This window comes from Streptomyces sp. NPDC004752, assembly GCF_053601275.1.
In genome coordinates, this window is sequence record NZ_JBSGBN010000125.1 from 1 (window position 1) to 17,480 (window position 17,480).

Annotated in this window: 13 protein-coding genes and 2 pseudogenes; 10 read left to right on the plus strand and 5 right to left on the minus strand. The window is 70.3% G+C overall.

Annotated features, from left to right (window positions below; translation table 11 throughout):
• The 4 genes from ACWEKM_RS36410 to ACWEKM_RS36425 form a co-directional block, all read right to left on the minus strand.
• Positions 1 to 693: IS3 family transposase (locus tag ACWEKM_RS36410; RefSeq protein ID WP_451625560.1), on the minus strand; the 693-nt coding region annotated here is incomplete at its 3' end.
• Positions 681 to 1,010 (minus strand): transposase, encoded by a 330-nt coding sequence (locus ACWEKM_RS36415; protein WP_451625561.1) that lies wholly within the window; start codon positions 1,008 to 1,010, stop codon positions 681 to 683. The genes ACWEKM_RS36410 and ACWEKM_RS36415, both read right to left, overlap by 13 nt.
• Before the next feature lie 402 nt (positions 1,011 to 1,412).
• Complete coding sequence (locus tag ACWEKM_RS36420) at positions 1,413 to 1,616, minus strand: DUF397 domain-containing protein (protein WP_451625562.1); 204 nt, start codon at positions 1,614 to 1,616, stop codon at positions 1,413 to 1,415.
• Entirely contained in the window at positions 1,616 to 2,449 is an 834-nt protein-coding gene (locus ACWEKM_RS36425) for a helix-turn-helix domain-containing protein (RefSeq protein ID WP_451625580.1), read from the minus strand. Before ACWEKM_RS36425 ends, ACWEKM_RS36420 begins: the two co-directional genes overlap by 1 nt.
• 235 nt (positions 2,450 to 2,684) lie before the next feature.
• Here ACWEKM_RS36425 and ACWEKM_RS36430 point away from each other — a divergent pair.
• From ACWEKM_RS36430 to ACWEKM_RS36450, 5 genes and pseudogenes are all read left to right on the plus strand, one after another.
• Positions 2,685 to 2,780 (plus strand): annotated as a pseudogene (locus tag ACWEKM_RS36430) (ATP-binding protein); the annotation flags it as partial.
• A 30-nt stretch (positions 2,781 to 2,810) separates the two neighbouring features.
• A complete protein-coding gene (locus ACWEKM_RS36435) occupies positions 2,811 to 4,010 on the plus strand; it encodes a hypothetical protein (protein ID WP_451625563.1) in 1,200 nt (399 codons plus the stop codon).
• A 56-nt stretch (positions 4,011 to 4,066) separates the two neighbouring features.
• Positions 4,067 to 5,311 (plus strand): DUF262 domain-containing protein, encoded by a 1,245-nt coding sequence (locus tag ACWEKM_RS36440; RefSeq protein ID WP_451625564.1) that lies wholly within the window; start codon positions 4,067 to 4,069, stop codon positions 5,309 to 5,311.
• A 19-nt stretch (positions 5,312 to 5,330) separates the two neighbouring features.
• Positions 5,331 to 6,464 carry an AAA family ATPase gene (locus tag ACWEKM_RS36445; protein WP_451625565.1) on the plus strand — a complete coding sequence of 378 codons (1,134 nt, stop codon included), beginning with the start codon at positions 5,331 to 5,333 and terminating at the stop codon, positions 6,462 to 6,464.
• Between the two features lie 103 nt (positions 6,465 to 6,567).
• Positions 6,568 to 7,431 (plus strand): hypothetical protein, encoded by an 864-nt coding sequence (locus tag ACWEKM_RS36450; protein ID WP_451625566.1) that lies wholly within the window; start codon positions 6,568 to 6,570, stop codon positions 7,429 to 7,431.
• Positions 7,432 to 7,604: 173 nt separating this feature from the next.
• Here ACWEKM_RS36450 and ACWEKM_RS36455 read toward each other — a convergent pair whose 3' ends face one another.
• Entirely contained in the window at positions 7,605 to 9,113 is a 1,509-nt protein-coding gene (locus ACWEKM_RS36455; protein ID WP_451625567.1) for a sigma-70 family RNA polymerase sigma factor, read from the minus strand.
• A gap of 164 nt (positions 9,114 to 9,277) precedes the next feature.
• Here ACWEKM_RS36455 and ACWEKM_RS36460 point away from each other — a divergent pair, with 164 nt between their 5' ends.
• The 5 genes and pseudogenes from ACWEKM_RS36460 (at position 9,278) to ACWEKM_RS36480 (ending at position 17,321) form a co-directional block, all read left to right on the plus strand.
• Positions 9,278 to 10,069 carry a hypothetical protein gene (locus ACWEKM_RS36460; RefSeq protein WP_451625568.1) on the plus strand — a complete coding sequence of 264 codons (792 nt, stop codon included), beginning with the start codon at positions 9,278 to 9,280 and terminating at the stop codon, positions 10,067 to 10,069.
• 82 nt (positions 10,070 to 10,151) lie between these two features.
• Positions 10,152 to 11,084, plus strand: a complete 933-nt coding sequence (locus tag ACWEKM_RS36465; protein ID WP_451625569.1) for a DEAD/DEAH box helicase — start codon at positions 10,152 to 10,154, stop codon at positions 11,082 to 11,084.
• A gap of 1,730 nt (positions 11,085 to 12,814) precedes the next feature.
• A pseudogene (locus ACWEKM_RS36470) lies at positions 12,815 to 13,489 on the plus strand (DEAD/DEAH box helicase); the annotation flags it as partial.
• A gap of 947 nt (positions 13,490 to 14,436) precedes the next feature.
• Positions 14,437 to 16,779: a UvrD-helicase domain-containing protein gene (locus ACWEKM_RS36475; protein ID WP_451625570.1), complete on the plus strand. Its 2,343-nt coding sequence runs from the start codon at positions 14,437 to 14,439 to the stop codon at positions 16,777 to 16,779.
• A gap of 152 nt (positions 16,780 to 16,931) precedes the next feature.
• Entirely contained in the window at positions 16,932 to 17,321 is a 390-nt protein-coding gene (locus ACWEKM_RS36480) for a hypothetical protein (RefSeq protein ID WP_451625571.1), read from the plus strand.
• Positions 17,322 to 17,480 lie beyond the last annotated feature (159 nt).

The following is a 17,480-nucleotide window of genomic DNA, read 5'->3' on the forward strand; positions in this document are numbered from 1 at the left end:
GACACGGCCCATGGACTGGGTCACGCCGAGCCGGCGGCAGGCCCGCCTGAAGCGCCGGGACTGGTATTCGCTGCCGCGGTCCGAGTGGAAGATCACGCCCCTGACGTCGCCGCCGCGGGTGGCCGCGGCCATGTGCAGGGAGGCGACGACCAGCTCCGCGTCGTGCCGCTCGCCCATCGCGTAGCCGGGCATACGGCGCGAGAACAGATCGATCACGGTGGCCAGGTACACCTTGCCCTCGCTGGTGACGATCTCCGTCATATCCCCGGCCCACACCTGGTCGGGAGCGGTGGCGCTGAAGTCGCGGCGAACGAAGTCCCAAAACGCGGGCCGCTTGCCCGGCCTGGTCAGCCCCCGGCGCCTTCGGATCCTGCGTCCGGCCAGGCCGAGTTCGGCCATGAGCCTGGCGACGGTGTTCACCGACACCCTCCAGCCCTGGCGCACGAGCGTGATCCAGACCTTCGGGGAACCATACGTGCCGCCCGACTCATCGAAGATCTGCCGGATCACGTCGGCCGGCTTCCCGCGTCGCACCTCGCGAGCGGTGACGGGCTGGTTGCGCCACTTGTAGAACCAGGACTCGCTCACACCCAGCGCACGGCACGTCAGGGTGTGCCAAATGTCCTGCCCGGCCTTGCAGTCGCTGATCACCCCGGCCACCTGGGCCGAGTCCGCCGCAGCTACTTCACCCACAAGGCCATGCAGCGTTTGAAGACATCACGCTCCATCTCCAGCTCGCGTATCCGCTTGTTCTTCTCGCTCATCTCCCGTCGTAGTTGTTCCAGCCCGGCGCGCTCGGTGTCCCGCAGCCGGCCACCCGAGGCAGCGGGCGCGGGCCGGTCGGAGGAAGCAGAGCCGTTGCGCCGCCACCGCGACACCCAGCTGTGCAGCGTGCCGGAGTGCACGCCGAGCTCCTCGGCGACCTCCGGGATCGGCCTGCCCGTCTCGATCACAATGCGTACAGCACCCTCACGGAACTCAGGTGTGTACGTCCGTTGCTTGGACCCCATGAACCTCAACTTCCCCTGCATTCACGGACTCCACGCTACGAGGGGAGGGACAAGGCGCGCTTTCCGATCATGCAGGACTTCGACGCCGTCACCTGGTTCGATAGCGAAGGACGCCGCATCGCCGGGAGCCGACACACCTTCGGCCACGGCCAGACCAAGGACCACTACGAACAACTCCGCGCCCACCTCGACGGTGAACGCAAGGACCCGCCGGATGGCTACATGCCCCCTTCTACAAGGCGAACCGTGAGGCCGAGATGCGTGAGGCGCACGCCTACTTCGCGGCGCGGCTCCAGGAGGCCATCGACCGGGGGAAGTGGACTCCGCCGTCGCCCTGACCGGGATACGACGACGCCCCGCGCCCGGCGCGGAACCGGACGCGGGGCGTCAGCATGTCGTACGTCAGTGATCGGCGGTGTACGAGACGAAGGCGGCCCATTGCTGGGCACCGAAGGCGAGTTGGTCGCCCTGCACGCGCTTGGAGTCCCGTATGTGAATGGCCTCGGGGGCGAAGGCGACCTCCACGCACTCGGGGCCTTCGTTCGTGCTGTAGCTGCTCTTGAACCACTCCAGCGCGAAACCGTTCCCCGTCGGGGGGTTGGTCATCATGTCTCTCCCAGTACTTTCTCGATGAAGGCCAGCGACTCACGGGGGGTGAGCGCCTGGGCTCGGATGATGCCATGGTGGATCTCAAGAAGCTGGATCTCCTTGGGATGCGAGATCAGCCGAGTGATGAGGTGGGCCTCGTTGTGCCCCACGGTGTCACCCTCCTTGAGCCGTAGCAGCTGAAAGGGCCCCGCAAGACCGGCATGGTCCTCACGATTCGTGGGCATCACCTGGATCTCCACGTTCCGTCGATGGCCGACCTCCAACAGGCGTTCGAGCTGCTTCCGCATCAACATTCTGCCCCCGAGCGGGCGGCGTAGCGTCACCTCTTCTTGCACGAAGCTGAAGACAGGTGCGGGCTGCCCCTCGAAGATCTCCTGCCGCTCCAAACGCGCAGCGACAAGGCGGTCCACCTCCTCCTCGGAGTACGGCGGACGCCGCATCCCGTACAACGCCCTTGCGTACTCAGGGGTCTGAAGCAGGCCGTGGACGACAGAGTTGGCGTAGGCGCACAGTTCAACCGCCTCCCCCTCCAACTTCGCCAGATCCCGCACCTTCTTCGGATACCGCGCCTGCTCCACATCCTTCTTCAGCGCGACGAGCAGCCCACCGGCCTCCAACACCCGATCCGCCGCCTCCAGGAACGCCCCACTCGGCGCCCGCCGCCCCCGCTCCACCGAGGACACCTGTTCCTCGCTGTACCCGATGGCCGTCCCGAACTCGGCCTGGGTCAGCCCTTTTCGCTCACGGTAGGTCTTGATGATCCTGCCGACCGTCCGCAGTACCGCCGCCGATTCCTCGTCGTCGCCGACCTGTAGGCCCTGCCCCGTCATACTCACCCCGGACACCTCCACGTGCCGCTGTCGTCCCTCCCCAACTCGCCGACGACACACCGCGTAACGCCACGCCATCCGGACAGGGCCGGACAGCGGCCGGACAGTGACTCCACGTACCGTCGTCGTCACTGGTCAGCGTAGAGACAGCCGACCACGCTGAGTGACATGAATGCCGATATTGCCCTCTCCGTCACCCGCCGCTTCACCCTCCGTCTCTCGGCCACGCCCAGAGGCGCTGCTCCTTGTGGAGGCCCTGTCCACCCACTGGGGAACCACGTGCGGAGACCCGTACACCAAGACCGTTTGGTGCGAAGTCGCCCTGACGTGACTGTCAGTGGTGTCTGCGACGCTGATCGTCATGACACGTACGACATTCGAGGACTACGCGGCGATCTGGAGCGGGTGGACCTTCTTCGAGGCGATCTGGATCGCCGTGTGCTGGCGAACCCGCTCCCGCGCACTGGGCAACGCGGTGCACCGGATTCCCGGCGCGGAGCGCATCCGGCGTGGCGCGTGCGAGAGGCGGGTCGAGACGCTGCTTGAGGAGTTGGAACGCAAGGGCGTACCGCCGGACGGCAGGCCGGGCAAGGACCAACTGGTCGACCGGTGGCACCGTATCGTTGCCGGTCGGTGCGTCTCCGTGTCGCTCCAGGCGGTGCCCCTCCTGGTCGTCGTATTGCCTTTCTGGTGGGCGACATCGCTGGCCCGGACCACGGTCACGCCGTTCTGGATGTTCGCCGCCGTCGTCGGGTTCGGCGCCGTGTCCATCACGCTGATGGCCGCCGACGAACGGGGTGCCGCCGTCTCCGACCCGGCCGGGGTCGTGACGGTGGAGTCGATCCGGTTCCTGGAGATGCTGCTCATACCGGCCGGACGCCGTGCGCAGGACTCCGCGCTCGATGTGCACGGCAAGTCGTTCGGTCGCCTGACCGATGCCCTGCGCGCCCACGCCCGGCACGGTACCCGGACCGTGCCGCCCGACATCCGCGAGCGAGTGAGGGAGACCACGGAACGGCTGATCGCGGCCCTTGCCGACGCCAATGGGCGTTACCTCCTCGGTGAGGGAACCGACCGTGAAGCCGCCATACGCGACCTGTCCCGACTCGTCGCCGACACCCTGCGGCACAGCAGCCCACGGCGCGACCAGCGAGACAGCCTGGTGATCGTCGACGAGGCACTCCTCGCGGACACGCCGCGGCCGGACGGGGCGGGAACGGCGGCCGAGCCGCTGAGGAGCCGTCTGCTCGCAGGGGCGGGCAGGCTTGCGTTGGCCGTGGGCCTGTTCGCCGGGGCGTTCCTGTTCCGGGATGCGGGGGAGCCCTCGGTTCTTCTGGTGGGCGCGGGCCTGGCGACGACCGCTCTCGTCTTCCCGTCGCTCCGAGAAGCCTTGGTCCGATTCGGCGGGCTCGCTCTGGGCGGCTTCGGCGGATCGTCCGGCGGCGGGAAACCTGAAACGCCGACAGCGGAGCCGAGTACCCCTGAACCCGCCTCGACCCCTCCGTGCCCCCACTGCGCCGACCGCTCACCCGTCACCGCGGGATCACGGCCGGTAGGGTGAGACGAGGATCCAGGGACGGATCGGGCGCGACACGAGGGCGAGGGCGACGAGACGATATGGCCGGGCTGGAGGACAGCAGCCAGGGGCGTACGCGGGACCGGCGGTCGGTGTACGAGCGGTACCAGGACGTGGCCGGGGAACAGAGCGTCATCAGCGTGGACGATCTTTTCCTCCGGGAGATCGGCTCCGACGGCCGGCCCACCGACATCGAGTGGGAGGCCACCGAGGAGGGCGTCGACCAGATCACCTCGCCCTTCGACCCCGAGCACATCGACATCGAGACCCGTACGACCACGGTCGACCTGCTACTCTCCCGGCTCCGCAACGAGATGATCGACCTCGCGCCCGACTTCCAGCGCCGGGCCGGTATCTGGACGGACGAGAAGCAGAGCCGCCTGATCGAGTCGCTGCTCCTGCGCATCCCCATCCCGTCCTTCTACGCGGCCGAGCAGAAGGACGGGAGCTGGGCCATCGTGGACGGCATCCAGCGTCTTACCTCCATCGCCCGCTTCTTCGACGCCGGGCTGGTCCAGGCCCGGCCGTTGAACCTGTCGGGCCTGGAGTACCTGCGGAACTTCAAGGGAGCGAGCCTTCAGGATCTCTCCGGCAAGCTTCAGATCCGGCTGCGCGAGACCGAGGTCGTCGTCCACGTCATCCGGCGCGGCACCCCCGAACCGGTCATGTTCAACATCTTCGCCCGCATCAACACCGGCGGCGAACCCCTCACGCGGCAGGAGATCCGGCACGCGCTGATCCCCGGCCGGTCCAGGACGTTCCTCGCCGAACTGGCCGAGTCCGAAGAGTTCCGCAACGCCACCGGCCGCAGCGTGGTCGGGGACCGGATGGCCGACCGTGAGATGGTCCTGCGCTTCCTGGCCTTCCGGATGACCTCGCCGGACGGCTACCGACTCGGCGACTTCGACGGTTTCCTGGCGGATGCCATGCATCACATCAACCGTCTCTCCACCATCTACGTAGAGGAGCTGCGGCAACAGTTCCTCATGGCCATGGAGGCGGCCGAGAGCATCTTCGGACCGCATGCCTTCCGCAAGTACCGTGCGGGTCAGCAGCGCAAGTCGCCCATCAACAAGGCCCTGTTCGAGACCGTTGCGGTGAACCTGGCCTGGCTCGGCCCCGATGACTACACCAGGCTGCGTGAGCTGGACGTGCTGAAGGCGTTCGCCGACCTCATGGAGGACTCGGAGTTCGAGCGGTCCATCTCCGTGGCCACCGGCGACCCCAAGAAGGTACGCAAGCGGTTCGACGCCGTACAGGAACTCTTCGAAGACCTCCTCTCCTGAGCCCCGGAGACAGCTGACAGTGATCACCCGACTCACCCTGGTCAACTTCAAGGCGTTCCGCCGCCTGGAACTCCCGATGGCACCACTGACCCTCCTCACCGGCCTGAACTCGTCCGGCAAGAGCAGTGTGCTCCAGTCCCTCGGTCTGCTGCGCCAGTCGTTCGACGGCACCCGGACCGCCGAGACCTCCCAAGGGCTGCTGCTCAACGGCGAGTTGGTGGAGCTCGGCAGTGCCCGGGACGTCCTGCACGACGACTTCGGTCCCGCCGAGGACCTGGACGACCTGCTGGCCACGAATGCGCCCGCGGTCGGTTTCGTGGTCGACGTCGGTGAACAGGTCCGTTTCGTGGGCCTCTACGATCCCGAGCAGCCCGACGAGGACGTCATGGAGACGGTGGTGTCACCGAGGCTGCCGGGCTTTGTCGCCAAGCCGTTCCAGTACCTCCACGCCGACCGCATCACACCCGCCGTCACCTATCCGCGGTCCCGCCAGATTGCCATCGACCGCGGCTTCCTCGGCGTCCGCGGCGAACACACCGTCAACTACCTCCGGCACTACGGCGAATGGGAGGTCCCCGACGGTCCGCTGCGTCACCCCGCGGCTTCCTCGCCCCAGCTCCGCGACCAGACCGTCGCCTGGATGCAGGAGCTGTGCCCCGGAGTGAACCTCCAGGCCGACGCCATCGAGGGCACCGACTCCGTCCGCCTCTCCTACGGCTTCGGCGGCACCGCCGGCATCAACGCCACCCGCCGCCGCCGTCCCACCAACGTCGGCTTCGGGCTCACGTACGCCCTGCCGATCGTGGTCGCCTGCCTGACCGCGGCCCCGGAGAGCCTGATCCTGCTGGAGAACCCCGAAGCCCACCTGCACCCCAAGGGGCAGAGCAGGATGGCGGCGCTGATCTCCGCGGCCGCCGCCACCGGGGCCCAGCTGGTCGTGGAGACCCACAGCGACCACGTCCTCAACGGTGTGCGCATCGCGGTCAAGCGGGGCGACCTGCAGCCGGACGACGCCGTCATCCATTTCTTCCGCGGTAACGGCTCGGGCGCCGAGGTCATCAGCCCGCGGGTCGACAGGGACGGCATGCTCGCCCAGTGGCCCGAGGGGTTCTTCGACGAGTGGGAGAACTCGCTCGACCAGCTGCTGGACTGACGACGAGCCGACGCACCATCGAGGGGGGAAACGCGTGCCTCTGCTGTTCCTGAACGAAAAGTCCTGGGCCACCACCTGCGATCAGGCCCGTGCGGACAGGGCCATGACCGACTTTGCCGACGCGGTCCGCGCCGTCGCCGGCGCAGACACGGGCGAGACCGCGCTGATCAGCGAGGACCCGCTCAAGTCATTAGAAATCGTGAAGGGTTACCCGGTCGGCAAGTGGATCGGCGCCAGCCCGAAGAACCACGCCCGCTGGCAGCGCCTGCTGGCCCTCCAGAACAGGTCTCCGGTCCGCAGCGTCTACCCGACGCCGGACGCCGACGGCCACCTCGACTACCGTCACGAGGGCGAGAAGGTCCTCGGGCTGGGTGCCGCGCACTTCATGGACGGCATCGCCGTCAGCCTGCCCGTGGCGCCCGAGTGGCAGACGTCCACGGTCAGCCTCGAACGCAGCGAACTCGTCGAATTCGACGACGGCTCCCTGGAGTTCGAGCACGAGACGGTCTACATCCGGCACATCTCCGTCCCGCCGCACGCCGACGAACACCGCGCCTGGATCCGGGAGTCGAGCCTGGCCAGGGCTGCCACGGGGCGCCAGATCTGGGAGCGCCGGGCCGGTCTGTACCCGCACCTCCAGTTCCTGCCCCGCACCGAAGCCCAGCTCAGCGATCTGGACCCCCGCTGGGTCGTGCCCGTACGGCGCTGCCTGGAACGGCTGGACGCCTCGGCGGCCGACTGGGATCCGGCCACGGCCGCCGAGCCGGAATGGCAGAGCAAGGTGACACCCGAGGGCGAAACCCGCAAGCGGGTGTGCCGGTTCGAGGACCTGGACGGGAAGACTGCCACCTTCCACCTCCACGCCCGCTTCACCCCGGGAGCGGGCCGTATCCACTTCCGCCTGATCGGAGAAGAAGGAAAGATCCGCATCGCACACGTCGGCAGCAAGATCCGCCCGGACCTCTGACCCTCCTCAGAACAGCGTCTCCTGCTCCTCCGGTACCAACGGCTTCCTGGGCTTCGGCGTCGGCGGAACCGCGGGCGGGACCGGCGCGGGTGTGGACGGCCCCTCCGGCGCTTGCGGCCTCTCGACCTCGACCGTCGGTGGAGCGACCTCCGTGACTGGTGGGGGCGCGGGAGTCACCTCTTCCTGCACACGCGGCCTGGCTTCCGCTTCCGTTTCCCGCGCGGCTCGGGAACCCCACCCTCCAGCACCACCTTCAGCCGATCCCGGGCCTTGGTCTCCAACTGCCGGATGCGCTCACGCGAGACGCCGTACTCCTCGCCGATCTCCTCAAGCGTCTGACGCTCGCCGCCCACCAGTCCGCTGCGCCGCCGCATCACCTCGGCCTCGCGCTCGGTCAGGTCCGCGCGGGCCAGCAACTCCTCCGCGCGCTGCCGGGAGTACTTGGGATGCAGCACCTCTTCCGGGGTCGGGGCCAGGTGGAGCGTCGCCACCAACTCGCCCAGATGCGTCCCGTCGCCGATCTCGCGGTCCAGGGAGTCCGTGGGCCGGCTGATGCGGCGCACCGCGTCGACCTCGGCCACGGTGAGGTTCGCCGCCACCGCCACCGCTCCGGCCGAGAGGGACTTCCCCTGGGCGGCGAGCCGGGCCTCCACCACGGCGACCTTGCGCACCTTCTCGTGCAGGTGCACCGGGATACGGATCAGCCGGCTCTCGTTGCCCAGCGCCCGCTCCAGCGCCTGCCGCGCCCACCAGGTCGCGTACGTGGAGAACTTGAAGCCCTTGGACGGATCGAACAGGCAGGCCGCGTGCATCACACCGATGATGCCGTGCTGCACCAGGTCGTCGTAGTCCAGGCCCTGCCCCTGCAGCCGCTGGGCCAGCTTGTGCACCAGCCTGACGTTGTGCATGACGAGCGTCTCGTAGGCGCGGCGGCGGACGTCCGTGGCCGGGCGGGCGGCCAGTTCGGCCTCCTCCGGCTTGTGGTCCAGGTGATCGGGGCCGCCCTTGAGGAGGACACTCAGCCCGACCTCCTCCTCGGCGGTCAGCAGGGTCTTCCACGCGGTGCGCCGGAACCGGTCCTCGTTCATCCGGGCCCGCGCGGCGGCCGTCGTCGCGGCCAGGTCGGTGAGGACTTCGCCCGGCCCGCCCAGTTCCTCCGCCCGAGGCCCGTCGTCCGAATCCCCTTCGATCCTCTCTTCGGAACCCGACGGCACCTCGACCGCGCCCTGCCCGGCGCCCTGTTCGGCGGCCTTTGAAGGCTGCGCCCGTCTGGGCGCCGGGATCGCGCCGATCAGTACGCCCTCGCCACGCAGCGCCGCCGTCAGCAGGTCCCGCTCGGCCGCGTCGAGCCCGCACAGTGACACCAGCCCGGACAACACGGGGGTGGGCACCACACCGGCCGCGACATATTTGCGGGCGAGCCCCAGCGCCCGGTCGATCCGGACGCTCTCCCGGGAGACGGCCACGGGCCGCTCCACGGCGAGGCCCTGCTGACCCAGCGCCACTTCCAGCCGTTTCAGCCCCTCGGCATCCAGGCCCAGCGGAGCCGTCACCGCCCTGAAGTCCGCTTCCGCCACCCGGCCACCGCGCGCCCGGCCGTGCAGATCCGTCAGCAACGCCGTCATCGCGCCGCGCAGTTCACGCACCCTGTTCCCCCGGGTGCCCGGTGCGTCCGCCGTCATGAGGAGACTGTGACACAGGGCACTGACAAGCGGCCCTGGGGGAGGAGACGCTGTGTTCATCCCCTGTGGCTGGATGTGAGCGACTAGCCGGTACGGTGGACGCCGTCCGGCATATGCCGGATACGATCTTGCGGGCCGGTAGGCTCGGTCGCCAGGGGGTTGGCATGGGGGACACGGAGGCCACGGGCCCCAGAGAAGAACTTGTCGCGTTCGTACGCGGCCAGCTCGTCGGGCCCGCCCAGGGCGAGCACGAGACGGTGACCTCCCCACCCGACCTGCAGTATCTGATGGGCACCCTCTACCCCCAGGACGCCGACCTGTACGACGAGTGCCAGCGCATCACCGGCACCCAGTCCACCCTCGACGAGATCAGCACCGCCCTGGGCGACTGCGCACGCCATCAGCTCACCCACCAACATCGCAGCACCCGGCCCATCGCGGCCCTGGCCGCCCGCTTCCACACCGGACCGACGGCGCCACCCCTGCCGTCCCGCCCGGGGCCCGTCCCCCGCCTGCGACGGTACGCCGACCAGCGTGCCCTGGTGACCCGGCTCGTCACCCATGCGGAACGGCATCCGCGGCGCACCATCGGCGTGGTCCTGCGCACCACCCGGCAGCAGCTGACCCTGCACGAGCACCTGGAGCGCACCGCACCCCGCCTGCGCTCCCAGGTGTACGTCGGCGCCGCCGCCGAGGGCCGGCACCGCACCCTCGACCTGCGGCGGCCCGGGATCCGCGTGATCAGCCGGGCCAGCGCCAAGGGGCTGGAGTTCGACACGGTCTTCGTGCCGGACGTCCACACCGACAGCGGCGACCCCGGAGCGGCCGCGCTGCGGATGACGTACTACGTGCTTCTCACCCGGGCACGCGAGGAGGTCCACCTCGGGTACGAGGGGGACCGGGAACCGCCGCCCGTCGCCGGCATCCCGGCCGACCTGCTGGTCCGCTCCGTATGAGCGACGCCGTACAAGAGACTTCGTACCAACCGCCGCTTGGCACGGTCACCGTGACGAGCAGGGAAGACAAGGAGCCACCCGGGTGCGCCCCACTCTCGCCGCCGAACAGGTCGGGGACAGCCTCACCCAGTACCTGACCACCACGTTCGCCCTCGCGGACGAGGGTGAACGGCGTGCGCTTGAGGACTTCCTGCGGGACGATCAGGACGGCATCTTCCGCGGCCCCTACCTGCGGATCCGCACCCCCTTCAAACCGGCGGGGAAAGCCTGGAAACCGGCTCTGGAATGGGTGCCCGAGGGCTTCGCGCCCTACCGTCACCAGGCACAGGCCTGGCAGCGGCTCTCCACCCTGCGGGGCCCCGCCCGGCCCACCCTGATCACCACCGGCACCGGATCGGGCAAGACCGAGTCCTTCCTGGTGCCCGTGCTCGACCACTGCCGACGGGCACGGGCGGCCGGCCAGGACGGTGTCAAGGCCGTCCTGCTGTATCCGATGAACGCGCTCGCCACGGACCAGGCCCAGCGCATCGACGACCAGCTCAAGGACCCGCGTCTCGCCCAGGTGTCCGCGGCGCTCTACATCGGTGACGAGCCCGCCACCGGCTACACACACGTGGCGACGGACCGGGCGGACATCCGTGGCGGGCGGCCCGACATCCTCATCACCAACTACAAGATGCTGGACCTGCTGCTCCAGCGCGCCGAGGACCTGCCGCTCTGGCAGGACGAAGCCCTCGCCTACGTCGTGGTCGACGAGTTCCACACCTACGACGGAGCCCAGGGCACGGACGTGGCCATGCTCATGCGACGGCTCGGCGCGGCCACCGGCAAGGCCCGGCCCGGCCGCCCCCTCGGCGACGTCTGCCCGGTCGCCACCTCCGCGACCCTCGGCGCGAGCGCTCCCTCCGTGACCGGCGCATTCCCGCTGCCGACCGCGGAGGGCGGCGGCACCATCCTTCGGGCGCCCCGACTCACGCCCAGGTCTTCGGCACGCCGTTCGGCCCGGACGCGGTGATCGGCGAAGACCGCATGACCGTCCAGCAGTTCGCGGGGAAGTCGGACTTCACCCTGCCCTTCCCGGCACCCCAGGACGTCATCGCGCTGGGCGACCCGCTGCGCGAGCCCGACGCGATGGACCGTCTCGTCGACGCCTTCACCCGCAGACCGGACGAGCACCGCGACCGTCCGCCGACACCGGTCGAACTGGGCGAGATCCTGCGCAGTCACCGGCTGACCGCGGCCGTCCTCGAAATCCTCGACGGGCGGCCCAAGACCCGCACCGAGATCATGGACGCGCTCCCGCGCTACGCCTACCACTGGGGCATGGCCGTCCAGCAGCAGCCCGAGGAGGCCGCACAGGCCCTGTCCCGGTTCATCGCCCTCCTCTCCGTCGCGCAGGCGCAGGACAGCACGGAGCAACGGCCGCGTCCACTGCTGACGGTGGAGGTCCACCAGTGGGTGCGGTCGGTCTCCCGGGTGCTGCGGGGCATCGGCCCCAGGCCGGAGTTCCGCTGGGACGAGGACCGGCCGCGAGAGGAGCGGACGGCCTCCGCCACCACAGGCGTCACCCCCGTGGCCGACGAACCCGGGGGCGCCGTAGCCCTCGACTCCGCCGTACCTCCCGCCAACATCTTCCTGCCCGCTGTGCACTGCCGGCAGTGTGGCCGGTCGGGCTGGGCCGCCCTCTCCCGGGAACACGACCGGGCCGAGCTGGAGATGAGCCCGGCGAAGATCCGCCAGGCCTCCGTCAGCAGGGACAAGCGGCTGCTGCGCACGCTGATCGCCGCCACCGTCGCCGAGGCCCACCGGTCCGCCTTCGGCCCTGGCGAGGACACGGGCCGACGCGGATCGGTCTTCGTCCTCGACGGAGAACAGGGACGCATCCGGCCCATCGCCCCCGACAAGGACTTCGAGCGGCCCGACCGGTACGGGACGCGGGCGGCCAGAGGGCTGAAGGACGCCGCCTTCGTCCGCGTCGACCTGATGAACGACCAGACCGCCGACGACGACCGCTGCCCCAACTGCGCGACCGGCAACGCCATCCGCTTCCTCGGCCGCGGTCTCGCTCCGCCGGCCGCCGCCTCCGTCACGCAGCTGTTCACCGGCGGCGAGCTGGCGCCCGGACCGGAGCGGCGCACGCTGCTGTTCAACGACTCCGTGCAGGACGCCGCCCACCGTGCGGGCTTCGTCGCCACTCGGGCGTACGACTTCTCCCTGCGCGCCCGGCTGGCCGCCCAACTGGACGAAGAGACCGCGCGACCGCTCAACGACATCGTGGCGGACTGCCTGGCCGATGTCGTCGACCGCGATGTCCTTGCCGCCGTCGCGCCCCCCGACCTGCATGACATCGAGGGCGTCGACCTGCTGCTGTCCGGTCGTAGCAAGGGCAGCCGCGCCACCTGGCAGCTCATCGGCGAGCGCCTCGCCTTCGCCGCGGTGATGGAGTTCGGACTGCGCTCCCGCCAGGGCCGCACCCTGGAACTGACCCGCACCGCCGCGGCCGAGGTCGACCTCCCGGACCCCGGCCCGGCCACCGAAGTGGTCCGGGACCTGCTGCAACGGACCCCGGCACTGGTGACGCTCCCGGACGGAGCCGTGCCGGACGAGGAACGCTACCGAGGCTATGTGCGCGGCATCCTGGAGCGGTTGCGCGTCCGGGGCGCCGTACGTCATCGCTGGCTCGACCCCTGGCTCGACGAGGCCGGAGTGCGCCGCTGGCTGGTGTGGGGCGGGCGCCCCGCGGGCATGCCCGCCTTCCCGCCCGGAATCTCGGCCCCCGCCTTCCTCCTCGACCGGGCCAAGGACCGGACACAGTTCGACACCCTCGGTTCGGCGCAGAACTGGTACCAGGACTGGACCACCCGCTGCCTCGGCCTGCCCCGGGACGCGGCCGCCGAGTTCGTCCGGACCCTGCTGCCCCGCCTGGCCGAGGCGGGCATCCTCTGCGCCCGCACGGCCAGGGACGGCGCGACCCGTGTCTACGGCCTCCAGCCCGGCCATGTCCGGGTCCGGGCACTGACCGACGACGTCGTGGGCGACGCCTACGCCCGCTGCCCGGTGTGCGCCTGGCAGCAGACCGTACACCCCGATCACCGGGACCACTGGCACCGCCAGCCCTGCCCCCGCTACCAGTGCTCCGGCACCCTCCTCGCCGCCGGATCGGAGACCGCCGAGCCCGACGGCGGTTCAGCGGTCCGCCTGCGCGACTACACCAAGGACTACTACCGGCGGCTGTACCGGGACACCGGCGCCTACACCGTCGTCACCGCCGAACACACCGGCGCCCTCACCCGCAAGGAACGCGAGACCGTCGAGGCCGCCTTCCGGCGCGGCACCCACTACACCGACCCCAATGTGCTCTCGTGCACGCCCACCCTCGAACTCGTCATCGACATCGGCGCGTTGTCCGCCGTCATCCTCGCCTCCCTGCCCAAGGGGCCCGCGAACTACGTGCAGCGGGTCGGCCGGGCCGGGCGGTCCAGCGGCAACGCCTACCTCCTCACCCTCGTCGACCGAGGCCCGCGCGACCTGTACTACCTCCAGGAGCCGCGGCAGATGATCGCGGGTGAGATCCACCCTCCGGGCTGCTACCTGTCGGCCGCCGAGATCCTGCGCCGCCAGTACGCGGCCCGGCTCCTCGACCTCGCCGCCCGCGGCGCGCTCCGCGGACCCGACGAGGACGGCGCCCCCGAAGTCCTTCCGCTGCCCCGACTGGCTTCCGCCCTGTTCGGCGAGACCGGCTGGCTGCACGACTTCACGGACGCGGCCCTGGCCCGGGGCAGCCTGCTGGTGGAGGAGTTCCTGGACCTCTTCGTGGACCGGCACGACGTGTCCGCCGTGGACGCGGAGACCGCCGACGCCCTGCGCTCCTTCGCCACCGACGGACTGCGCACCGCCGTCGAACGCGCGGCCACCACCTGGGAAGGGCGCCTCACCGACCTACGGGGCCGCCTGACCGCGATCGACGAAGCCCGTGCCCAGCTCATCGCCGGCGACCCCGAGCACGCCCGGCAGGACCGCGAACTGCGTGCCGAACGGTCCGCCGTCGCCCGCCGGTTCGCCGAGATCGGCCGGGAGAGCGCCCACGCCACCCTGGTCGGCCTCGGCCTGCTGCCCTCGGAAGCGCCCAACGCCCCAAATGGCTGGTCTGGCGCGTCTGCCCCGGCTGCGGCTACGTCCGTACGCACCGCGCCGAGGACGACACCGCCCCCTGCCCGCGCTGCCACAGCACCGCCATCGGCGACCGCGGCTGTCTGCACCGGGTGCTCCGGCCCGCCCGCGTCACCTCCCGGGACCGGCGCGACGACGCCCGGGTCAGGGACGAGTCGGACGACCGGGAGAGACTCACCTACACGGTCGTCACCGCCGTGGACATCGCCACCGATGACATCGAGTCCGCGTGGCGGCACCAACAGGCCACCTTCGGCTGGGACTTCAGCCGACAGGCCGCGGTCCGGGCGTTCAACCTCGGGCAGACCCGCTTCGACGTCCCCGCCACCGACTCCTTCGCGGGCGAGGACGTCCGGCTCAACCCCTTCTACGTGTGCACCCAGTGCGGCGGCGCCACGGCGAAGGGACGGCCCGCGCCGGACCAGTCCCCGGACGCCCTGAGCCCGTCCCTCGCACGTCGCCCCGACCGGTCCCACCACCGGCCCTGGTGCCCGCGCTTCCGGGGCCGCGGCGCCCCGGACGCCGACGTCCCCCTGCTGCTCGCCCACGCGCTCCGCACCGAGGCCCTGCGCATCCTGCTGCCCGCCGCCACGACCCACGTGGAGGAGCGCCTGTCCTCCTTCAAGGCACTGCTCCGGGCGGGCATCGCCGACACCTACGGCGGTAACCCGGATCACCTGGAAGCCGTCGTCGCCTCGATGCCCGACCAGTCGGGAGGCGGCGAGATCCGGCGCCGTTTCCTCGTGCTGTACGACACCCTCCCCGGCGGCACCGGCCACCTCCACCGCCTGGCCGCTCCGGACACCTTCCGAAACGTCCTCGCGGCGGCACGCCACCGCATCGACACCTGCCCCTGCCAGGAGGAGGGCAAGGCGGCCTGCCACCGCTGCCTGCTGCGACACGTCTCAGGCACGGAGTACGCCCACGTCAGCCGGGTGGCGGCGCTCGGCATGCTGCGCGAAGTCACCACGGTCATCACGACCGACAAAGACCTCGAAAGCATCATCGAGGAAGGTGACTTCGGGCGCTGGAAGGTCTTCCTCCATCCCACCCAGAAGCGGCTCGTGACACGCCGGTACTCCGGTCCGGCCCGGGTCGGCGGCGGCCCGGGGACCGGCAAGACGATGGTCGCCCTGCACCGGGTGAAGCACCTCGTGGACCGGCTCGGACCCGGCAACAGCAAGCAAGTCCTGCTGACCACCTTCAACAAGAACCTGGCGGCGGACCTGCGCGCCCGGCTGCTGGCCCTCGGCGGTCCCGAGACCCTGGCCAGGGTGGAGATCGCCCACGTCGACCAGCTGGCGACCCGTGTGGTGCGGGAGACGGACCCCGGCAACGTCAAGAGCCGGATCGACGACACACGCGTCCTCAACGAGTGGCGGCAGATACTGCTGGAAACCGGCGAGGCCAAGTGGGACGCCGAATTCCTGATGGACGAGTGGACGCAGGTCATCCTCGGCCAGGCAGTCAACTCCCGGGCCGGATACTTCAAGGCACGCCGGGCCGGACGGGGCAGGAGCATCACCCGCGCGGACCGGGCCCATATCTGGCAGCTCACCGAGCGGTTCACCCAGCGGCTCGACGAGAAGAACCTGGAGACCCACCGCCAGGTCGCGGAGCGGGCCGCTCGCCTGGAGATCGAACGCACGGCACGGATCGAGGCCGCGGCGCGGGCCAAGGAGGCGCGTGGCGGACTCGACAACGTGCATGCCGGGTCCGCCACCGGCGCCTGGCAGCGGTACCGCTACCGACACATCGTCGTCGACGAGGCCCAGGACCTCGCTGCCGCCCACTGGAAGATGCTGAGGGCCATGGTCGCCCCCGGGCCGGACGACATTTTCCTGGTCGGCGACACCCACCAGCGCATCTACGACAACCGTGTCACCTTGGGCAGCCTCGGCCTGCACATCCGCGGCCGCTCCGCCAAGCTCACGCTGAGCTACCGGACCACCCGCGAGATCCTCAAGTCGGCACTCGGCGTGCTGGGCGACGAACGCTACGACGATCTGGACGGCGACGAGGAGACGCTGGCCGGTTACCGCTCGGTGCTGTACGGCAGCGAGCCGGTGGTGCGGCCCACCGATTCCTTCGAGGACGAACTGGAGGCGATCACGGAACAGATCAAGGCCTGGCACGACATCCGCCGCGAGGACATCGCCGTGTGCGTCCCCACGAACGACATGGTCACCCAGGTGGCAGCCCGTCTGGCGAAGAGCGGGATCGGGTCGGCCGAGATCAGCGCCGACGGCCCTCGGGGCGACGAAGGCGTACACATCGGCACGATGTACCGGTTCAAGGGCCTCGAATACCAACGCATCGTCATCGCGGGTGTGCAGCGGGGACTCGTCCCCAGGGCGTCGGTGGAGGCCCTGCGCCGGACCGACCCGCCTCGGTACCAGGCGGAGTGCAAGCGGGCCCGCTCGCTGCTCTTCGTCGCCGCGACGAGAGCCAGGGACGCGCTCACCATCGTCTGGCACGGTGAGCCGAGCCCCCTGCTGGGAAACCTGTCGGTCGCTGCCGGCGGGGCCAGCGGGCGCTGATGGGGTGCCGTTCGGCGAGTCCGTCCGATTCTCGCCGGATCAGTCCCACCCGTGCACTCGGTCGTACTCGGCGCGCCCATGGCCGAAGTACTCAGGGGGAGTTGAGTACCCGCGCTCTGGCCGGTGGCGCGGGCGGCGGAAACGCTGGGGACATGCGTCAAGGACAAGGGAGACCCCTTCTTCAGTTGCTGTCGATACTCGTGCTCGCCGGGGTGTCGCCGGCGATGTGGGCCGCCTGGCTGGGCTGGGACCAGGATCGTGATGTACGAGCCGACGGGACGACGACCGGGCCGTACGAGGTGTGGCAGGTGGCCGGGCTGGTGCTGACCCTGCTGGTGGCGGTGTGCTGGGCCGCGTCCCGGCGGCACATCGCCGGCGCCGTGCTCGGCACCACGGCCGGGCTCACCGCTGCCGCCTACTACGACTGGTCGGACGATGCCAGCGGCCTCTTCGTGGTCGGCGTGGGGCTGGTCATGATGGGGAGCCTTGCGGCGACCGCGGTTCTTTCGGCCGTGATCGCCTCCGCGGGACGAGACAGCTGACGTCGCCTCCGCGAGCTGCCGACGGATCGCGTAGCGGTTCGCACGACCTGTGGGGCCGGGGTCGTCAGCCGGCAGGCCGGGACCGAGCCCCGTCGCCCGGTGCTGCTTCGGTGTGCGGGCGGTGGGGCGGGGCGTCAAGGGGATGTCAAGGTCGTCCCC